The organism is Pseudomonas putida, assembly GCF_001636055.1.
Classification (GTDB): Bacteria; Pseudomonadota; Gammaproteobacteria; order Pseudomonadales; family Pseudomonadaceae; genus Aquipseudomonas; species Aquipseudomonas machongensis.
Map to the genome: position 1 here is coordinate 1,581,746 of NZ_CP011789.1, position 19,196 is coordinate 1,600,941.

The 19,196-nt window shown below is 63.4% G+C and carries 16 protein-coding genes; 4 read left to right on the top strand and 12 right to left on the bottom strand.

Going from position 1 to position 19,196, the window contains the following annotated elements; translation table 11 throughout:
- Positions 1–63: 63 nt before the first annotated feature.
- From AB688_RS07270 to AB688_RS07290, 5 genes are all read right to left on the bottom strand, one after another.
- Complete coding sequence (locus AB688_RS07270) at positions 64–1,659, bottom strand: ABC transporter substrate-binding protein (RefSeq protein WP_054893479.1); 1,596 nt, start codon at positions 1,657–1,659, stop codon at positions 64–66.
- A 69-nt stretch (positions 1,660–1,728) separates the two neighbouring features.
- Positions 1,729–3,108: an OprD family porin gene (locus AB688_RS07275; protein WP_063543133.1), complete on the bottom strand. Its 1,380-nt coding sequence runs from the start codon at positions 3,106–3,108 to the stop codon at positions 1,729–1,731.
- Between the two features lie 159 nt (positions 3,109–3,267).
- On the bottom strand, positions 3,268–4,860 hold the full coding sequence (locus AB688_RS07280) for an ABC transporter substrate-binding protein (protein WP_063543135.1): 1,593 nt from the start codon (positions 4,858–4,860) through the stop codon (positions 3,268–3,270).
- Positions 4,861–5,064: 204 nt separating this feature from the next.
- Positions 5,065–6,690, bottom strand: a complete 1,626-nt coding sequence (locus tag AB688_RS07285) for an ABC transporter substrate-binding protein (protein ID WP_063543137.1) — start codon at positions 6,688–6,690, stop codon at positions 5,065–5,067.
- A 374-nt stretch (positions 6,691–7,064) separates the two neighbouring features.
- A complete protein-coding gene (locus AB688_RS07290; protein WP_063543138.1) occupies positions 7,065–7,778 on the bottom strand; it encodes an SIMPL domain-containing protein in 714 nt (237 codons plus the stop codon).
- Between the two features lie 199 nt (positions 7,779–7,977).
- Between AB688_RS07290 and AB688_RS07295 the strand changes: the two genes are divergently transcribed.
- Together AB688_RS07295 and AB688_RS07300 are read left to right on the top strand one after the other, a co-directional pair.
- On the top strand, positions 7,978–9,237 hold the full coding sequence (locus AB688_RS07295; protein ID WP_054894409.1) for an ATP-binding protein: 1,260 nt from the start codon (positions 7,978–7,980) through the stop codon (positions 9,235–9,237).
- Positions 9,234–9,794, top strand: a complete 561-nt coding sequence (locus tag AB688_RS07300) for a response regulator transcription factor (RefSeq protein ID WP_054894408.1) — start codon at positions 9,234–9,236, stop codon at positions 9,792–9,794. Before AB688_RS07295 ends, AB688_RS07300 begins: the two co-directional genes overlap by 4 nt.
- A 58-nt stretch (positions 9,795–9,852) precedes the next feature.
- On the opposite strand, the gene AB688_RS07305 is transcribed toward AB688_RS07300, so the two are convergent.
- Both AB688_RS07305 and AB688_RS07310 read right to left on the bottom strand, forming a co-directional pair.
- Entirely contained in the window at positions 9,853–10,041 is a 189-nt protein-coding gene (locus AB688_RS07305) for a hypothetical protein (protein WP_063543140.1), read from the bottom strand.
- A 14-nt stretch (positions 10,042–10,055) separates the two neighbouring features.
- Positions 10,056–11,681, bottom strand: coding sequence for a phospholipase (locus AB688_RS07310; protein ID WP_155738191.1), 1,626 nt, complete (start codon positions 11,679–11,681; stop codon positions 10,056–10,058).
- Positions 11,682–11,871: 190 nt separating this feature from the next.
- Here AB688_RS07310 and AB688_RS07315 point away from each other — a divergent pair, with 190 nt between their 5' ends.
- Together AB688_RS07315 and AB688_RS07320 are read left to right on the top strand one after the other, a co-directional pair.
- Complete coding sequence (locus AB688_RS07315) at positions 11,872–12,813, top strand: AEC family transporter (protein ID WP_054894405.1); 942 nt, start codon at positions 11,872–11,874, stop codon at positions 12,811–12,813.
- Between the two features lie 52 nt (positions 12,814–12,865).
- Entirely contained in the window at positions 12,866–14,227 is a 1,362-nt protein-coding gene (locus AB688_RS07320) for an amino acid permease (protein ID WP_063543144.1), read from the top strand.
- Positions 14,228–14,334: 107 nt separating this feature from the next.
- Here the strand turns inward: AB688_RS07320 and AB688_RS07325 are convergent, their stop codons facing one another.
- From AB688_RS07325 to gatA, 5 genes are all read right to left on the bottom strand, one after another.
- Positions 14,335–14,709: a carboxymuconolactone decarboxylase family protein gene (locus AB688_RS07325; protein ID WP_054894403.1), complete on the bottom strand. Its 375-nt coding sequence runs from the start codon at positions 14,707–14,709 to the stop codon at positions 14,335–14,337.
- Between the two features lie 10 nt (positions 14,710–14,719).
- Positions 14,720–15,763, bottom strand: a complete 1,044-nt coding sequence (locus AB688_RS07330; protein WP_063543146.1) for a calcium/sodium antiporter — start codon at positions 15,761–15,763, stop codon at positions 14,720–14,722.
- A gap of 60 nt (positions 15,764–15,823) precedes the next feature.
- A complete protein-coding gene (locus AB688_RS07335; RefSeq protein WP_196759881.1) occupies positions 15,824–16,198 on the bottom strand; it encodes a septal ring lytic transglycosylase RlpA family protein in 375 nt (124 codons plus the stop codon).
- An 87-nt stretch (positions 16,199–16,285) separates the two neighbouring features.
- Positions 16,286–17,731, bottom strand: coding sequence for an Asp-tRNA(Asn)/Glu-tRNA(Gln) amidotransferase subunit GatB (gene gatB, locus AB688_RS07340; protein ID WP_054894400.1), 1,446 nt, complete (start codon positions 17,729–17,731; stop codon positions 16,286–16,288).
- A gap of 11 nt (positions 17,732–17,742) precedes the next feature.
- A complete protein-coding gene (gene gatA / locus AB688_RS07345) occupies positions 17,743–19,194 on the bottom strand; it encodes an Asp-tRNA(Asn)/Glu-tRNA(Gln) amidotransferase subunit GatA (RefSeq protein ID WP_063543147.1) in 1,452 nt (483 codons plus the stop codon).
- Positions 19,195–19,196: the final 2 nt, after the last annotated feature.

Here is a 19,196-nt window from a genome sequence, read left to right on the forward strand (position 1 = left end):
TACCTCATCGGCCGGTCAAGGCAGCCGCCGGCCCTTGCAGAGGCCGGCGGTCATGTTTTTCTTCTACTTCACCTTGGTGGTGGCGAAGTTGTTATTGGTCAGAGGGTTGATGACATATCCCTCTACGTTGTCGCGCATGGCCGTGAACATCTTCGGGTGGGCCATGCTGATCCACGGTTGATCCTCATCGTACACCGCCAGCGCCTCGCTATAGAGCTTGGCACGCTCATCGTTGTCGATGATCTCGCGGGCACGGGTGATCAGTTCCTGGAACTTAGGGTTGCACCAGCGCGCATAGTTCTCGCCGGTCTTGGCGGCATCACAGCTGAGCATTGGTGTCAGGAAGTTGTCCGGGTCACCGTTGTCGCCGGCCCAGCCGGCGGAGACCAGGTCCGCCTCGCCCTTCTTGGCGCGGCGCAGCATCTCGGCCCACTCCATCACGCGGATGTCGAGCTTGAGCCCGATCCTGGCAAGGTCGGCCTGCAGCATCTCTGCCGACAAACGCGGATTGGGGTTGGTCGGGCCGCCACCGTTGCGGGTGAACAGGGTGATGGCGGTGCCCTCGGGGACGCCGGCTTCCTTGAGCAGGGCGCGGGCCTTGTCGAGGTCGCGCGGCGGGTTCTTGTTGGCGGTGTTGTAGCCGATCATGGTCGGCGGGTAGGGGTTGACCCCGACCAGCGCGTTGCCCTTGCCGAACAACTGGTCGACGTGGGTCTGGCGGTCGAAGGCGATGTTGATCGCCTTGCGCACACGCACGTCGCTCAGGTACTTGTGCTCGGTATTCATGGCGATGTAGCCGGTGACCAGGGCCTCGATCTCGGCGACCTTGAGCTTGGGATCGGTCTTGATCGCCGGGACGTCGTCGGGTTTGGGGTACAGGGCGATCTGGCATTCGTTGGCCCGCAGTTTCTGCAGGCGCACGTTGTTGTCGGTGGCGATGGCGAACACCAGCGTTTCGCTGGGCGGCTTGCCGCGGAAATAGTCGGGGTTGGCCTTGAAGCGGACCTGGGCGTCCTTGTTGTAGCGCTGGAACACGAATGGCCCGGTGCCGATCGGCTTGCTGTTGAGGTCGCCGGTCTTGCCGGCCTTGAGCAACTGGTCGCCGTATTCGGCGGAGTAGATCGAGGTGAAGGCCATGGCCAGGTCACGCAGGAACGGCGCTTCGGGGCGGGTCAGGGTGATCACCACGGTGTGGTCGTCGGTCTTGCTCACCGACTTGAGCAGTTGCCCGAAGGCCATGCTCTCGAAATAGGGGTAGCCGACGCTGGTCTTGTCATGCCACGGATGCTTGGCATCGAACTGACGGTTCAGGCTCCACAGCACGTCATCGGCATTGAAGTCGCGGGTGGGGGTGAAGTAGTCGGTGGTGTGGAACTTCACACCCTGGCGCAGGTGGAAGGTGTAGGTCAGGCCGTCGGCGCTGATTTCCCAGCTGTCGGCCAGGGCCGGCTGGATATCGGTGGTGCCGGGCTTGAAGTCGACCAGGCGGTTGAACACGGTTTCGGCCGAGGCGTCGGCGGTGACCGCGGTGGTGTATTGAACGATATCGAAACCTTCGGGGCTGGCTTCGGTGCACACCACCAGTGGCTTGGCCGCGAGGTTGCCGGCAGCGCCCAGGATGATCGCTGCCAGGGCAGCGCGTAGCGGAAGCGATTTCATGGAACCTCCCTGCGAATGACTCCAGCGTAGACGTCACGGCCCGGATAGTCCGGGCCATGGCGTTGGCGGTCAGAGAATGTTGAACGGAATGGTGGTCACGATGCGCAGCTCGTCCAGGCTGCCATCGGCCTGGGCCTTGCTGGCGCGGTGAGCGGTATAGGTGGCGCGGATGCTGGTGTCCTTCAGCATGCCGCTCTGCACCGCATAGCTGGTGCCGATGCCCCACTCGTAGTGGGTCTCGCCATCCATGCCACGCACGTCGTAGGCGGTACCGCGGTAGTGGGTACCGTCGATGCCCCAGCCGCGGGCGTTGTACAGGTTGAACTTCAGGCCTGGTACGCCGTACTGGGCCATGTTCAGCACGTAGGAAATCTGCAGGGATTTCTCGTTCGGGCCGTTGAAGTCCGACAGCAGGGAGTTGGCCAGGTAGATACCGTTGGTTTCGTGCAGGTAGTCGAAGTACTCGTTGCCGTTGACCTGCTGCCAGGAGGCGGTGAGCGTGTGCGCCTGGTGGGTGAGGCCGAACGACAGGCTGTAGGTATCGTTGTCAATATCGCCCATCTTCTTGCTGCCGGCATCGACCGTTTTGTAGTAGTTCAGGCCGGTGGTCAGGCTCAGCACCGCGCTGTCGCCCAACACGTGGTTGGCGCCGAAGTAGTACTGGTTCCAGAAGTCGTCGACCTTGGTGGCGTACAGGCTGGTGGTCAGGCTCTTGAACGGCTGGTAGTTGATGCCGGCGGTGCTGGCACGGTCGGTTTCCACGCCGGTGGCGCTGTATTCGGAGCGGAATTTGCTCAGGCTCTGTTCGGTACGCGGCGAGACGCGGTCGAAGGTGCCGATGTCGAACGACAGGTTGTCGAACTCGGCGCTGTGCAACGCCACGCCCTGGAAGCTCGAAGGCAGGGCACGGTTGCCGATGTAGGCGATCATCGGCGTGTCCAGGGACTGGCGGCCGACGGTGAGGGTGGTGTTGGAGATGCGCGCCTTGACGTTGGCCAGGCCCGCCTTGCTCCACTGGCCGACAGGGTCGCCATCGCTATGGGTCAGGGTACGGTTGTTCGGCCCGGCAATCGCTGCGCGACCACGCTCGAGGGCGATGGCGTTGTAGGCGGCGACTTCGGTGGCGAAGCCCACGGTGCCCTGCGTAAAGCCCGAACTGTAGTTGAGGATGGTGCCCTGTACCCAGTTGTCACGGCTGTGGGTGTCGTGGCGGGTGCCGTCGCTCTTGTAGTACTTCCACAGCGGCGCACGGGTGGCGCGTTCGCGGGCGTACCAGTTGCGGGTGCTGCCGGAAAGGCTCTGGCCTTCGAAGAAGCCCGAGGCATCGGCCTGCTCGCTGCCCGACTTGAGGCTCAGCGGGTAGAAGTCCTGGCTGACAGGTTCTGCCTGGGCGGCGGCGCAGAAGGCGCCGATGGACAGGGCCAGCGCGGTTTTGGTGGTTCGTTTCAAGGTTAAAGCTCCCTTTCTATTCTTATATCTGTGGCCCGATCTTGTGGGTCGGGCTTGGCTCGGTGACGCGGTACTGCGGGTGTTCACCTGGGATTGCCAGGCAAATCCGGGCTGCACGCGGTCGCGGGAGTGGGGCACTCCCGGTCTGGCGATACAGGGTCAATCGATGCTGACGCCGGAGAAAACGTTGCGTCCGAAGGGGCTGACCTTGAAGTCTTTCACACTGATGCTGAGGGGTTGGTTGACCGTCGAATGGGCCACCGGGGTAATCGGTACCTGCTGCTTGAGGCGTTGCTGGGCCTGCTGGTAGAGGTGGGTGCGCTGTTCGCGGTCGGTGACCTGCTTGGCCTTCTTGACCAGTTCGTCGTACTGGCTGTCGCACCACTGCGAGTAGTTGTTGCTGCCAATGGCATCGCAGCTGAACAGGGTTCCAAGCCAGTTGTCCGGGTCGCCGTTGTCGCCGGTCCAACCGATCAGGGCGATGTCGTGTTCGCCATTTTTCATGCGCTTGAGGTATTCGCCCCATTCGTAGCTGACGATACGGACCTTGAAGCCGAGCTTGCTCCAGTCGGCCTGGAGCATTTCGGCCATGAGCTTGGCATTGGGGTTGTAAGGGCGTTGCACCGGCATGGCCCAGAGGGTGATTTCCGTGCCTGGCTTGACCCCGGCCTGCTCCAGCACCTGCTTGGCCTTTTGCGGATCGAACGGCGCGTCCTTGAGCGTATCGTCGTAGGACCATTGGGTGGGAGGCATGGCGTTGACTGCCGTTTGCCCGGCGTCCTGGTAGACCGCCTGGATGATCGCCTGCTTGTTGACCGCCATGTCCATCGCCTGGCGCACTTCAAGTCGATCGAACGGTGGGTGCTGGGTGTTGTAGGCGATGTAGCCGAGGTTGAAGCCGGGCTGCGTCATGACCTGCAGCTTGCTGTCCTGCTTGAGCGCAGGCAGATCGGCCGGGCGTGGGTGAAGGGTGACCTGGCACTCGTTGCGGCGCAGCTTCTGGATGCGCACCGAAGGGTCGATGTTGATCGAGAACACCAGGTTGTCGATCTTCACCCGGTCAGGCGCCCAGTAGTCCTTGTTGCCCTTGAAGCGGATCTGCGAGTCCTTCTGGTAGCGCTGGAACACGAACGGGCCGGTGCCGATCGGCTTCTGGTTGATGTCGCTGGGCCTGCCGCTGGCCAGCAGGTGCTCGGCGTATTCGGCGGAGAGTATGGAGGCGAAGGCCATGGCGATGTTCTGGATGAACGCGGCATCGACCGTGTTGAGGCTGAAGACCACCGTGAGCGGGTCGGTTTTCTCGACCTTGGCGATGTTCTTGTCCAGGCCCATGCTGATGAAGTAGGGGAACTCGGTCGGGTAGGCCTTGCGGAACGGATGGTCCTTGTCGAGCATGCGGTTGAAGGTGAACAGCACGTCGTCGGCGTTGAAGTCGCGGGTGGGCTTGAAGTCCTTGTTGTGGTGGAACTTCACCCCGGGCCGCAGGTGGAAGGTGTAGCGCAGGCCGTCTTCGGAGACCTGCCAGTCGGTGGCCAGGCCTGGCTGCACAGCGGTGCCCCCACGCTCGAACTCGACCAGGCGGTTGTAGATCGGTTCGGCGGCATCGTTGTCGGTGGCCGAGGTGTATTGAGCGGTGTCGAAGCCCGCCGGGCTGCCTTCGGAGCAGAACACCAGGTTGTTGGCCTGGGCAGGGAGGGCCTGGCTGAGCAGTCCCAGGCCCAGCACGGTGCCGAGCAGTGTGGTATGGCGCATGGCGATCCTTTCCTCATCTGTTTGCGCTGCCGCACACTGAACGGGCGGCAACAGAAGCCCGTTCCTGACGTTAGCGGCATCAGGAAGGGCGAGACAGGTAATGAATATGTCTAGTGGCGTAAGAAATTTCGGAAGTTTGCCGAGAAATTTCGGCGCCCCGCCGTGCTCACGCCAGCCCCGACAGATGACGGGGCTGGCTGGGCGCTATTTCTCCACGCTTACGCCATAGAAGGAGTTCAGTCCGAACGGGCTGATCTTGAAGTCCTTCACTTTCGCACTCATCGGCTGATAGACAGTGGAGTGGGCGATAGGGGTCATCGGCACCTGCTCCTTGATGATGTGCTGCGCTTGCTTGTACAGCTCCGTGCGCTTGGCCTGGTCGGAGGTGGCCTTGGCCTGCTTGATGATGTCGTCGTACGGCTTGTAGCACCACTTGGAGAAGTTGTTGCCCTCCAGTGCGTCGCAACCGAACAGGGTGCCGAGCCAGTTGTCCGGGTCACCGTTGTCGCCGCTCCAGCCGATCAGCATGGCGCCGTTTTCGCCGCCCTTGGAGCGCTTGATGTACTCGCCCCATTCGTAGCTGACGATCTTGGCCTTGATGCCGATCTTGGACCAGTCCGACTGCAGCATCTCGGCCATCAGCTTGGCGTTGGGGTTGTAGGGGCGTTGCACCGGCATGGCCCACAGGGTGATCTCGGTGCCCTCCTTGACGCCGGCCTCCTTGAGCAACTGCCTGGCTTTCTCCGGATCGTACTTGGCGTCCTTGATGGTGGTGTCGTAGGACCACTGGGTCGGTGGCATGGCATTTACCGCCAGCTGGCCGGCGCCCTGGTACACCGAATCGATGATCTGCTGCTTGTTCACCGCCATGTCCAGCGCCTCGCGCACCTTGAGCTGGGCCATGGGGTTGGGCTCGTTGCTGCCCTTGATCTTGTCCATCACGTTGTAGGCGATGTAGCCGAGGTTGAAGCCGGCCTGTTCAGGCATCTGCAGCTTCGGATCCTTCTTCAGCGGCTCGATATCGGCTGGGCGTGGGAACAGCGTGACCTGGCACTCGTCGCGCTTGAGCTTCTGTATGCGCACCGAGGCGTCGGTGCTGATGGCGAAGACCAGGTTGTCGATCTTCACGTCGTCCGGTTTCCAGTAGTCCTTGTTGCCCTTGTAGCGGATCAGCGCGTCCTTCTGGTACCTGTTGAACACGAATGGACCGGTGCCGATCGGCTTCTGGTTGATGTCGGCGGCCTTGCCCTGCTTGAGCAGCTGGTCGGCGTACTCGGCGGACTGGATCGAGGCGAAGCTCATCGCCAGGTTCTGGATGAACGCGGCGTCCACTTCGTTGAGGGTGAAGCGTACGGTGTGTTCGTCGACCTTCTCGAGCTTGGCGATGTTCTTGTCCATGCCCATGTCGGTGAAGTACGGGAATTCGGTGGGGTAGGCCTTGCGGAACGGCATGTCCTTGTCGAGCATGCGGTTGAAGGTGAACAGCACGTCGTCGGCGTTGAATTCACGGCTTGGCTTGAAGTAGTCGGTGGTGTGGAACTTGACCCCTTCACGCAGGTGGAAGGTATAGGTCTTGCCGTCGTCGGAAACGTCCCATTTGGTGGCCAGACCGGGGACGACGGCGGTGCCGCCACGTTCGAACTGGGTCAGGCGGTTGAAGATCGTTTCGGCCGAGGCGTCGAAGTCGGTTCCGGTGGTGTATTGGCCCGGGTCGAAACCCGCGGGGCTGCCTTCGGAGCAGAACACCAGGTTGGACGCGGCGAGGGCGGCAGGGGCGCCAGCCAGCAGGCCTGCGCCTACCAGGAACGGAATGACTGCGTGTTTGAGCATGGTGGCCTCATTGTTGTCATTTTTGATTTGAGGTGGCCTCGTGAGCCGACCTGCGGATACTTATGCAGGGGGTGTACCCATTGCAACACTCAACAGGATAGTCGGCGCCAGAAATGTGGCACGGTCGTACATGGATGTCGCATTCATGTAAATTTTGCGTAGGTTGAACGTTTGCGCAAGAAAAAAGCTGGCATTTTGCGACATGTTTCGAAGCGTTGAGGGATGTAGGATGCACTTTAAGGGTGCGTAGGAATATTCATCTGAAGAGCTGCGGTATGGGCTTCGCCGCTGTCATTGCGACAGGTGCGGCGAGATGGGGAGGGAAGGGGCCGTCCTGGCGGCGGCCCCGGTCGCTCAATCGAGCGCAGCCGCGATCACGGCATCTGTACTTCGATCAGCCCGTCGGCATTCATGCTGACTTCGCTGGTGCCCGCTTCGATATCCGGCGAGGCCGCTTCATCCGCAGCCATGGCTTTCATCGCCATCGGTGCGCTGCGCATGTAAGGGCGCGGGTAGCCGCTGCTGTTGAGGTTCAGGCTGACCACTTTGTAGCCTTTGCCGCCGAGGGCCTCGGTGGCCAGTTGGGCGCGGGCCTTGAAGGCGTTGACTGCATCCTTGAGCAGCTCGTCTTCACTGGCCTTGCGGGTGGCCGGGGCGATGGAGAAGTCCATGCCGCCCATCTTCAGTTCCTGCAGCAGTTCACCGGTGAGCTTGGACAGGGCAGGGAAGTCGGCGCTTTCCAGGCGCAGTTCGGCGCGCTCGCGCCAGCCGGTGATCTTCTGGCCCTTGGTGTCGTAGACCGGATAGCTGTTACGGCTGCCTTGGCTGATCTTCACGTCCTTGACTTCGCGGGCCTGCTGGACCGCCTTGTTCATGGTCTCGGTGATCTGCTTGGCGAGCTTGCCCGGGTCGGTGTTCTGCGCTTCGCTGTAAAGGGTGACGACCATCAGGTCGCGGGCCACTTCCTTGCTGACCTCGGCGCGCAGCGAAACCTGGTTGTAGCGTGGCTCGTCTGCGGCCAGGGCCGGCAGGCTGGCGAGCATGCCACAAGACAGGACGAACGCGGCGCTGCGACGGGAAATGTGCATGTATGACTCCTTCAAATAGAAAGCGTGGGGATGATGTCCATTCCACGCATGGCCAATCAGACCGGAAACAGTGGAGTGGGTTCAACAATGCCATCATGACTTTGTGACAGAGTGTGGCGCTTTGCCGCATTGCTGCAGCGGGGGCCATGGCTTCGGTATACTCCAGCCGATTGTCCTGGAGCACTCATCAGGAGAGCTCATGCTCGCCCCCGCACACCCAATGTCCGCCACTCGCCAGAACCTCTGGCGCCTGACCATCATTCGCATCCTGGTCCTGGCCGCCCAGGCCGGCTCCGTGGGCGTGGCCTACTGGACCGAGTTGCTGCCGCTGCCATGGCTGTCGCTGGTGGCAACCCTGGCGCTATCGTCGCTGCTGTGTGCCTTCACCGCCTTGCGGCTGCGCCTGACCTTGCCGGTCACGGAGATGGAGTACGCCCTGCAACTGGCCTGTGACCTGCTGATCCACAGTGCCTTGCTGTACTACTCGGGGGGCTCGACCAACCCCTTCGTGTCCTATTACCTGGTGCCGCTGGCGATTGCTGCCGTGACCCTGCCGTGGATCTATTCACTGGTGTTGTCGGGCATTGCGCTGGTCGCCTACAGCCTGCTGCTGGTGCAGTTCTACCCGCTGGAGACGCTGCCGCTGGCGCGCGACACCATGCAGGTGTATGGCATGTGGCTGAGCATCGCCCTGGCCGCTGCTGTCATTACCTTCTTCGCCGCGCGCATGGCCGAAGAGCTGCGCCGCCAGGAGCAGATGCGTGCCGAGCGGCGCGAGGAAAGCCTGCGCGATGAACAGTTGCTGGCCGTGGCCACCCAGGCGGCTGGGGCCGCCCACGAGCTGGGCACGCCGTTGGCGACCATGAGCGTGCTGATCAACGAGATGCGCCAGGACCATACCGATCCGCAGTTGCAGGAAGACCTTGCGGTACTGCAGGACCAGGTCAAGCTGTGCAAGCAGACGCTGCAGCAACTGGTGCGTGCCGCCGAAGCCAACCGGCGCATGAATGTGCAGGAGCAGGAGGTCACCGCCTGGCTCGACGAGGCGCTCAACCGCTGGCACCTGATGCGCCCTGAAGCCAGTTACCGCTTCCAGCGCCTGCGCGATGGCGAGGTGCCGCGGCTGATTCCGCCACCCGACCTCACCCAGGCGCTGCTCAACCTGCTGAACAACGCCGCCGATGCCTGTCCGAATGACCTCGAAGTGCGTCTGGACTGGGATGCACAGGATATCCTGATCAGCATCCGCGACCATGGCGCCGGCGTACCGGTGGCCATCGCCGAGGCGATCGGCAAACCTTTCTTTACCACCAAGGGCAAAGGCTTCGGCCTGGGCCTGTTCCTGAGCAAGGCCAGCGTGACCCGCGCGGGGGGCTCGGTGAAACTCTATAGTCATGAAGAGGGCGGCACCCTGACCGAGCTGCGCCTGCCCCATGGCAAGCGAGGAGATGAACGATGAGCGACGAGAACCAGATCGAAGGCGAAGAGCTGCCGCACCTGCTGCTGGTGGATGATGACGCCACCTTTACCCGGGTGATGGCCCGTGCCATGAGCCGCCGCGGTTTTCGGGTGAGCACCGCCGCCAGCGCCGAAGAGGGATTGATCCTGGCGCAGCAGGACTTGCCGGACTACGCCACGCTGGACTTGAAGATGGAGGGCGACTCGGGCCTGGTCCTGTTGCCCAAGCTGCTGGAACTGGACCCGGAGATGCGCGTGCTGATCCTGACCGGCTATTCGAGCATCGCCACTGCGGTTGAGGCGATCAAGCGCGGTGCTTGCAACTACCTGTGCAAGCCGGCCGACGCCGACGATGTGCTGGCGGCGCTGCTGTCCGAACATGCCGACCTCGATACCCTGGTGCCGGAAAACCCGATGTCGGTGGACCGTCTGCAGTGGGAACACATCCAGCGCGTGTTGACCGAGCACGAGGGCAATATCTCGGCGACGGCGCGGGCGCTGGGCATGCACCGGCGCACCTTGCAGCGCAAGCTGCAGAAGCGCCCGGTGCGGCGCTGATCCATCGGTAGACCGCGGCGTCTGCTCCGACTTGCCGTTGAAGCAGGCGCCGCGAAGATCAGCCCCCGATCACTGCTCGATCCATTCGCACCGCCAGCGCACCCGTGCCTGGCTCGACCGCGAACGACACCTCCCCATCCCGCGCCACCTGCGCCCGCCCGACCACTTGCCCATCGCGCAGCAACTCCAGCGGCATCCCTCGCAGCGACTGGCCTGAAGCCAGTTCCAGTTTGATCCTGATGTTCATCGGTGACCTCCTTGTCACGCGTTACGGTCGATATAGGTGGTGGCCTGCCCGTCGAGGCGAGCGATCAGCTCTGGTGCGCCATCGCGAAACTGGCGGAACAGGTTGCGCCCACGGCGTTGGGCATCGAGCGGTAGTTGCACGGTCGGGTGGAACTGCTCGCCCAGCTCGCTATAGGGATTCCAAGGGCCGATATAGGATTCGTTGATGCCCTCGTCGACACTGAAGGCATAGCGCACGGCGTTACCCCGACGCCAGTTCAGGCCATCCGGCTCGCGGCGTTGCCAACCGTTGGCAACGATGGCTGGCGAGGCTGTCGGGGCATCGATGAAGCCCGTCGGGCGGTTGGGCTTGTAGTCCTTGAGCAGCAGGTAAGTGCTCCAGCCCCACCAATCACGGGTGTACTGGCTGTCGTTGAGGTCGGCCACATTCTTGCGTCGCAGCACCGTCGAGCCTTGCTGGCGGTAGAGCGGAGCGAAATTGCCGGGCACCAGGTCCTGTTCGGCTGCCTGCAGGTCTGGCGTCAGGCGCAGGGCGGCGTACTGCTCCGGCGACGTGGCCTGCCCCTTGTCGAAGGCTTGGAGCACTTCGTCGGCCGAACGCTGTACCGCGCGGCCGACCTGGCGTCGGTTGGCCACATCGACGCTGTCGAAATAACGCTTGTCGCCATAGGCCCGCCATTGCTCGCCTTCGGCATTGCGTACGCGCAGGCCATACTTGCTGTCCTCGTCATGCATGAAGCGCGACACCAGCGAGCCGATATCGCTCGGCGTGACCGTGTCGGCCAGGGCCTTGCGCGGTACGCGCAGGTGGCCGGCGGAGAACAGGTCGGTAAGGAAGTGGTCGGCGAAGGCGTTCATGGCATAGGCCAGTTGCAGGTCGCGTTCGTCGCCGCTGTCACGGGCGCGCAGTGCCTGCTGCAGTGCTGCGCCGTGGCCGGCCTGGTAAGCCAGCAGGGCCGACCGGCCGAAATGGTCCCAGTTGCTGGCGGCCAGTTTCAGGTAGCGGCCCAGTGGCAGTAGATCCGAAGCCACGCTGCCGCCTCCGGTGATGCGATTCCAGCGCGCCGACAGGCTGTCGCCCAGTGCGTCATAGGCTTCATGGGGTTGACGGCCGTCCTTGATGGCGCGATTGGCCGCCGAGATCTCTTCCTGCATGACCGCCAGAATGTCCTGGGCTTCGGCACGGGAGGCCGGCAGGCGGGCCAAGGAGTCGAAAGCCTGGAGGAAACGTTCGATGCGCTCGGAGGGTGTTGCTCCATCGGCGATGGGGCGTTCGGGCACACCATAGAAGTCACCGCCCAGAGCCACCACTTGGCCGTAGGTCAGGCTCAGGCCATTGGGCAACGGCAGGGGTGACTGGTGCGCCACGACCGGTGGTTGGTTGGCGGCAAAGCGCAGCAGGACGTTGTCGCCGATGGCGGTGTGTTCGCCGCCTTCGAAACGCAGCTCGGGCCCGCTGGGCTTCGGTGTGTCGAGTGGCGGCAGGCGGTGATATTTGACGGTGTGATGGCCGTCCACCACCAGCACCAGATGCGTGTGCGCTCCCTCCAGGGGGACGCCCTCAGGGTCGAACAAGCGGTCGAGGTCCGCGACCAGCAGATTGGCCTGGCCGGTTGCGGGCAGTGATTGCATTTCTGACATTGTTTGCTCCATGCGATGTCTGAAAAATTCCAATTAACTGTACGTATATACAGTTGTTTTGATAATAGGATGGAAATTTTCTACGTCAAGATCTGTTTGTGGACAGATCCTTCATCCATGGCGGACGCAATCACGTGGCACTGACGTATGATTAGCCCCCTATCGGCAACCTTCTCCAGGATCGCGCGCAATGCTCGCCCTTCTTATCCAGACGTTGAACATCACGGCTCCGGTTTTCGCCATGCTGTTCATGGGCGTGCTCCTCAAGCGCATCCGCTTGATCGACGACAACTTCATCAAGGTCGCGTCCTCGCTGGTGTTCAACACCTGCATGCCGGCGCTGCTGTTCCTGGGTATCTATCACGCCGACCTGTCGACGGCGGTCAAGCCCGGGGTCATCCTCTACTTCATCCTCGCGACCCTGGTGTGCTTTGCGCTCTCCTGGGGGCTGGCGATCTGGCGCAGCCCGCCAGAGGACCGCGGCATCTACACGCAAGGTGCGTTTCGCGGCAACAACGGAGTGATCGGCCTGGCACTGGCGGCCAGCCTCTATGGCGACTACGGGATTTCCCTCGGTGCGGTACTCGCCGGGCTGGTAATCCTGCTCTACAACTCGCTGTCGACGGTGGTGTTGGCGGTGTACAGCCCGAGCTTGAAATCCGACCCGTGGAGCCTGTGCAAGAGCATCTTCAGCAACCCGCTGATCATCAGCGTGCTGGCAGCGACGCCCATGGCGTATGGGCAGGTGCCCCTGCCCAACTGGTTGCTGACCTCGGGCGACTACCTGGCGCAGATGACCCTGCCACTGGCGCTGATCTGCATCGGCGGCACCCTGTCGCTGGCGGCCCTGCGCGACAGCGGCAAGCTCGCGGTGGATGCCAGCCTGGTGAAGATGGTCTGGCTGCCGCTGGTGGCCACCCTGGGCGCCTGGCTGTGCGGGTTTCGCGGCGCGGAGCTGGGGATCCTGTTTCTCTACATTGGCAGCCCGACGGCGGCGGCCAGTTATGTCATGGCCCGCGCAGCCAATGGCAATCACGAGCTGGCTGCGTCTATCATCGTGATCACGACGCTAATGGCGGCGATCACCACCAATATCGGCATATTCATCTTGCAATGGGGCGGGTGGATCTAGATGCTGGCCGCCACAACACAACAACACTGCCTCCTGAACTAAAGGACACTTCATGCAAGACCAGAGCACGCCCGCGGGGTTGCAACGCGGGCTGAAGAATCGCCATATCCAGTTGATTGCGCTGGGCGGTGCCATCGGCACCGGTCTGTTCCTGGGGATCGCCCAGACCATCCAGTTGGCCGGCCCTTCGGTACTGCTGGGCTATGCGATCGCTGGCCTGATGGCTTTCCTGATCATGCGCCAGCTGGGTGAAATGGTGGTCGAGGAGCCGGTTGCCGGCAGCTTCAGCCACTTCGCCCATCAATACTGGAGCGAGTTCGCTGGCTTCGTCTCGGGCTGGAACTACTGGGTCGTCTACGTATTGGTTGGCATGGCCGAACTGACGGCCGTGGGTATCTACGTGCAGTACTGGTGGCCGGAGTTTCCGACCTGGGCCACGGCGGCGATCTTCTTCGTGGTGATCAACGCCATCAACCTGACCCAGGTGAAGGTCTACGGTGAGATGGAATTCTGGTTCGCCCTGGTCAAGGTAGTGGCAATCGTCAGCATGATCGGCTTCGGCGCCTGGCTGCTGGGCAGCGGTCATGGTGGCCCGGATGCCAGCGTGGCCAACCTGTGGCAGTACGGTGGCTTCTTCCCCAATGGCATCACCGGGCTGATCATGGCGCTGGCGGTGATCATGTTCTCCTTTGGCGGCCTGGAGTTGGTGGGTATCACCGCTGCCGAGGCGGACAATCCGCGCCAGAGCATCCCCAAGGCCACCAACCAGGTGGTCTACCGCATCCTGATCTTCTATATCGGCGCGCTTGCCGTGCTGCTGGCGCTGTACCCGTGGCAGAAGGTGGTGCAGGGCGGCAGCCCGTTCGTGATGATCTTCCATGAGCTGGACAGCGACGTGGTCGCTACCGTGCTCAACGTTGTGGTGCTGACCGCCGCGCTGTCGGTCTACAACAGCTGCGTCTACGCCAACAGCCGCATGCTGTTCGGCCTGGCCAGCCAGGGCGATGCACCGCGCCAGTTGCTCAAGGTCAGCCGCAGCGGTGTGCCGTTGGTGGCACTGGGCGTTTCGGCGCTGGCGACGGGTTTGTGCGTGGTGATCAACTACCTGATGCCGGGCGAGGCGTTCGGTTTGCTGATGGCCCTGGCGGTATCGGCGCTGGTGATCAACTGGGCGAGCATCAGCATCACCCACCTCAAGTTCCGCAAGGCCAAGCTGGCCGCGGGCATCACGCCGTTCTACCGCAGTTGGGGGCATCCGCTGACCAACTACCTGTGCCTGGCGTTCATAGCGTTGATCCTGGTGGTGATGTACCTCACCCCGCCAGTGCGCATCTCGGTGATGCTGATTCCGCTGTGGATCGCAGCGCTGTGGGTGGCGTTCCGGGTGAAGAAGGCGCGTCAGGCCAAGGGATGAATCTGCGCTGATGCGTCGCTTTTTTCGCGGGTAAACCCGCTCCCCCAGAGTCCGCACAGCGGCGTGCCTGTGGGAGCGGGTTTACCCACGAAGAGGCCGGTGCGACCTCAGGCCTGGTAACTGTCGATCACTTCCTGTGCCGCGCGGAACGCATCGATCGCCGCCGGCACCCCTGCGTACACTGCGCAATGCAGCAGCGCTTCGCGAATCTCCTCCACCGTGCAGCCATTGTTCAGTGCCCCGCGAACATGACCCTTGAGCTCCTGCGGGCACTTCAGTGCGGTCAGCGCCGCCAGGGTGATCAGGCTGCGAGTCTTCAATGGCAGCCCCTCGCGGGACCAGACGCTGCCCCAGGCATGCTCGTTGACGAAGTCCTGCAGGGGCTGGGTGAATTCGGTGGCATTGCCCAGGGCGCGATCCACGAAAGCGTCCCCCATCACCTGGCGCCGAACCTGCTCACCGGCGTTCTTGTTGTCGGTCATTGCGTTTTCCTCAGTGTTGGCGGCGCCAGGCGCGAAGCGTGGTGTATAGCAGTACCACCGCCAGCACCGGCATGACGTAGAACAGCATCAGGCGCTCCAGGCGCCCGGCCAGTGGCATGCCGGTGGTGAAGGCCACCACGTGCAGGCCGTAAGCCAGGTAGAGCGCGAGGAACACCAGCCCTTCGGCGCGGGTGATCCGGTAGCCGGAATAAAACACGGGCAGGCTAAGGACGGCGACCCCGAGCATCACCGGCAGGTCGAACGCCAGGGCGTTGGGTGAGATGGTCAGCGGTTCGGGCGTGGTCAAGGCGGTAAGCCCCAGCACTGCCAGGAGGTTGAACAGGTTGCTGCCGATCACCGTACCCACGGCGATCTCGCGCTCGCCCCGCAGGGCGGCGATCAGCGCGGCGGCCAGTTCCGGTAGCGAAGTGCAGACGGCGACCACGGTCAGGCCGATGATCCGCTCGGACAGGCCCAGGTCGGTGGCGACCTCGACCGCCGCCTCCAGCAGCAAGTGCCCGCCGAGGCTGAGCAGCACCAGCCCGAACAGGGTCTGCAGCACCACGGTACTCCAGAAACGGCCCGGGCTGCGGCGAGCGGTGTCGGGCGCAGGATAGGTGCGGGAATAGTGGCGTGACTGATGCCAGAGCATGCCCAGGTAGCCCAGCAGGCCCAGCAGCAACAGCGCGCCCTCGAGCCTGCCCAGTTCGCCGTTGGCCGCCAGCAGGTAGACCACTGCACTGGCCGCGATCATCAACGGGATGTCCAGGCGTACCAGTTGCCGCGAAACGCGCAGCGGGATGATCAGTGCAGCAAGCCCGAGGATCACCAGCACATTGAAGATATTGCTGCCGATCACACTGCCCACCGCCACGTCCGGCGCGCCCTGGTAGGCCGCCTGCAGGCTCACTGTCAGTTGTGGCGCGGTACTGCCGAAGGCCACCAGGCTCAGGCCGATGATCAGCGGCCGCACGTGCAGGCGCGTGGCCAGGCGCAGGGCGGCGCGTACCAGCAGTTCGGCGCCGATGACCAACAGCACCAGGCCCAGGCCCAGTTGCAGGAGGCTGAAGGTGGGGAGGGTGGCGAGGTCGAAAATGGCAGGGCTCCAGTCAGGTCAGTCGCTCAGACCTTGTACCCGGACTCGCGCCGTTCCGCTACGGAGCATGCCGATTTTTTCTGCGGCAGCACGTGACAGGTCGATCAGTCGGCCACGGGTGTGGGGGCCGCGGTCGTTGATACGCACCACCACGCTGCGCTGGTTGGACAGGTTGGTCACCAGTACCTGGCTGCCGAACGGCAGGGTGCGATGGGCGGCGGTGAGGCCGTGCTGGTTGAAGGCTTCGCCGCTGGCAGTGCGTTTGCCGTGGTGGCGGGAACCGTAATAGGAGGCGGTGCCGGTTTCGTCGTAGCCGCGTGGGTCGATGTCATGGCTGGCACAGCCGGCCAAGGCAGAGAAAAGAGCCAGGGCGGCGAGGTTTTTTTTCAGCAAGGCAGGTGCTCTCCGGTGCTTCCATTCGCGGGCAAGTCGGAGCGCCGAACCGCCGCTCCGACTTGCCCGCGAACGAGGGCGTTCAGGTCACCCTTCGAGCTTGGCCTTGAGCAATTGGTTCACCTGCCCCGGGTTGGCCTTGCCTTTGGAAGCCTTCATCGCCTGGCCGACGAAGAAACCGAACATCTTGCCGCGCTTGGCTTCATCGGCGGCGCGGTACTGTTCGACCTGCTCGGCGTTGGCGGCCAGCACTTCATCGAGCATCTTGTCGATCGCGCCGGTGTCGGTCACCTGCTTGAGGCCCTTGCTCTCGATGATGCTGTCGGCATCGCCTTCACCGGCAGCCATGGCCTCGAACACGGTCTTGGCAATCTTGCCGCTGATGGTGTTGTCGCGAATACGCTGCAGCATGCCGCCGAGCAGCTCGGCACTGACCGGCGACTGGTCGATTTCGACACCCAGCTTGTTCAGCAGGCTGCCCAGCTCGACCATGACCCAGTTGGCCGCCAGCTTGGCGTCGCCGCCGATGCTGGCCACCTGCTCGAAGTAGTCGGCTTGTTCGCGGCTGCTAGCGAGCACGTTGGCGTCGTAGGCTGACAGGCCGTACTGGCTCTGGAAGCGCTCGACCTTCTGCGTTGGCAGCTCGGGCAGCGAGGCGCGGACGGTCTCGAGGAAGCTTGGCTCGATGACCACCGGCAGCAGGTCCGGATCGGGGAAGTAACGGTAGTCGTTGGCTTCCTCCTTGCTGCGCATGGAACGGGTCTCGTCCTTGTTCGGGTCGTACAGGCGAGTTTCCTGGACCACCTTGCCGCCGTCCTCGATCAGGTCGATCTGGCGCTGGATCTCGCTGTTGATCGCCCGTTCGATGAAGCGGAACGAGTTGACGTTCTTGATCTCGCAGCGGGTACCGAACTCGACCTGGCCTTTCGGGCGAACCGAGACGTTGCAGTCGCAACGCAGCGAGCCTTCGGCCATGTTGCCGTCGCAGATGCCCAGGTAGCGCACCAGGGCGTGGATGGCCTTGACGTAGGCCACGGCCTCTTTTGCGCTGCGCATGTCCGGCTCGGAAACGATTTCCAGCAGCGGTGTGCCAGCGCGGTTCAGGTCGATCCCGGTGGCGCCGTTGAAATCTTCGTGCAGGCTCTTGCCGGCATCTTCCTCAAGGTGTGCGCGGGTGACGCCGATGCGCTTGAGGGTGCCGTCTTCCAGGGCGATGTCCAGGTGGCCCTTGCCAACGATCGGCAGGTCCATCTGGCTGATCTGGTAGCCCTTGGGCAGGTCGGGGTAGAAGTAGTTCTTGCGCGCGAACACGTTGCGCGGCCCGATCTCGGCATCGATGGCCAGGCCGAACATGCAGGCCATGCGTACGGCCTCCTGGTTCAGCACCGGCAGTACGCCGGGCATGCCCAGGTCGACCAGGCTGGCCTGGGTGTTCGGCTCGGAGCCGAAGGTGGTGGCGCTGCCGGAGAAGATCTTCGACTGGGTGGCGAGCTGGGTATGAATCTCCAGCCCGATCACAACTTCCCATTGCATGTGTGAATTCCTCAGAAGCCGTTGGGGGCGCGGGTGTGCCAGTCGGTGACTTGCTGGTAGCGGTGCGCGACGTTGAGCAGGCGGCCTTCCTGGAAGTACGGGGCCAGCAGTTGCACGCCCACCGGCAGGCCATCGACGAAGCCGGCCGGCATCGACAGGCCGGGCAGGCCCGCGAGGTTGGCGGTGATGGTGTAGACGTCCTCGAGGTAGGCGGCGACCGGGTCGGCGTTCTTCGAGCCGAGTTTCCAGGCCGGGTTCGGCGTGGTCGGGCCGAGGATGACGTCGACCTGTTCGAAGGCGGCCATGAAGTCGTTCTTGATCAGGCGGCGGATCTGCTGGGCCTTGACGTAGTAGGCGTCGTAGTAGCCGGCCGACAGGGCGTAGGTGCCGACCATGATCCGGCGCTGTACTTCAACGCCGAAGCCTTCGCCACGCGAGCGCTTGTACAGGTCGGTGAGGTCTTTCGGGTCTTCGCAGCGGTAGCCGAAGCGCACGCCGTCGAAGCGCGAGAGGTTGGAGGAGGCTTCGGCCGGGGCGATCACATAGTACGCCGGGATGGCGTGCTGCATGTTCGGCAGGCTGATTTCCTTGACCACCGCGCCGAGCTTCTCCAGTTCCTTGACGCTGGCCTGGACCAGTTCGGCGATGCGCGGATCGAGCCCGGCGCCGAAGTACTCCTTCGGCAGGCCGATGCGCAGGCCCTGCAGCGAGGCGTTGAGGTTGGCGCTGTAGTCGGGCACCGATTCGTCGACGCTGGTCGAATCCTTGGCGTCGAAACCGGCCATGCCTTGCAGCAGCAGGGCGCAGTCTTCGGCGGTGCGGGCCATCGGGCCGCCCTGATCGAGGCTCGAGGCGTAGGCGATCATGCCCCAGCGCGAGACGCGGCCGTAGGTGGGCTTGAGGCCGGTGAGGTTGGTCAGTGCGGCTGGCTGGCGGATCGAGCCGCCGGTGTCGGTGCCGGTGGCGACCGGCAGCAGGCGCGCGGCCACGGCTGCGGCGGAGCCACCCGACGAGCCGCCTGGCACGTGCTCGAGGTTCCACGGGTTCTTCACCGCGCCGTAGTGGCTGGATTCGTTGGCCGAACCCATGGCGAATTCGTCCATGTTGGTCTTGCCGAGAGTGACCATGCCGGCTTCGGCGAGCTTGGCGACCACGGTGGCGTCATAGGGGGCGGTGAAGCTGTCGAGCATCTTCGAGCCGCAGCTGGTGCGTACACCCTGGGTGCAGAACAGGTCCTTGTGGGCAATCGGTGCGCCCAGCAGTGCGCCGGTTTCGCCATTGGCGCGACGGGCGTCGGCGGCGCGGGCCTGTTCCAGCGCCTGCGATTCGGTGACGCTGGTGAAGCTGTTGATCTGTGGGTCGAGCTGCTTGATGCGCGACAGCAACGCGCCGGTCAGCTCTTCGGAGGAAAACGACTTGTCGGCGAGTCCGCGGGCGATCTCGGCCAGAGTGAGTTGATGCATGG

What these genes read in the sequence shown, in the direction of transcription:
- gatA (WP_063543147.1), bottom strand. Translation starts at nt 19,194, where the DNA reads ATGCATCAACTCACTCTGGCCGAGATCGCCCGCGGACTCGCCGACAAG.
- AB688_RS07305 (WP_063543140.1), bottom strand. Translation starts at nt 10,041, where the DNA reads ATGAACATCAGGATCAAACTGGAACTGGCTTCAGGCCAGTCGCTGCGA.
- gatB (WP_054894400.1), bottom strand. Translation starts at nt 17,731, where the DNA reads ATGCAATGGGAAGTTGTGATCGGGCTGGAGATTCATACCCAGCTCGCC.
- AB688_RS07295 (WP_054894409.1), top strand. Translation starts at nt 7,978, where the DNA reads ATGCTCGCCCCCGCACACCCAATGTCCGCCACTCGCCAGAACCTCTGG.
- AB688_RS07300 (WP_054894408.1), top strand. Translation starts at nt 9,234, where the DNA reads ATGAGCGACGAGAACCAGATCGAAGGCGAAGAGCTGCCGCACCTGCTG.
- AB688_RS07280 (WP_063543135.1), bottom strand. Translation starts at nt 4,860, where the DNA reads ATGCGCCATACCACACTGCTCGGCACCGTGCTGGGCCTGGGACTGCTC.
- AB688_RS07310 (WP_155738191.1), bottom strand. Translation starts at nt 11,681, where the DNA reads ATGTCAGAAATGCAATCACTGCCCGCAACCGGCCAGGCCAATCTGCTG.
- AB688_RS07320 (WP_063543144.1), top strand. Translation starts at nt 12,866, where the DNA reads ATGCAAGACCAGAGCACGCCCGCGGGGTTGCAACGCGGGCTGAAGAAT.
- AB688_RS07285 (WP_063543137.1), bottom strand. Translation starts at nt 6,690, where the DNA reads ATGCTCAAACACGCAGTCATTCCGTTCCTGGTAGGCGCAGGCCTGCTG.
- AB688_RS07290 (WP_063543138.1), bottom strand. Translation starts at nt 7,778, where the DNA reads ATGCACATTTCCCGTCGCAGCGCCGCGTTCGTCCTGTCTTGTGGCATG.
- AB688_RS07325 (WP_054894403.1), bottom strand. Translation starts at nt 14,709, where the DNA reads ATGACCGACAACAAGAACGCCGGTGAGCAGGTTCGGCGCCAGGTGATG.
- AB688_RS07270 (WP_054893479.1), bottom strand. Translation starts at nt 1,659, where the DNA reads ATGAAATCGCTTCCGCTACGCGCTGCCCTGGCAGCGATCATCCTGGGC.
- AB688_RS07315 (WP_054894405.1), top strand. Translation starts at nt 11,872, where the DNA reads ATGCTCGCCCTTCTTATCCAGACGTTGAACATCACGGCTCCGGTTTTC.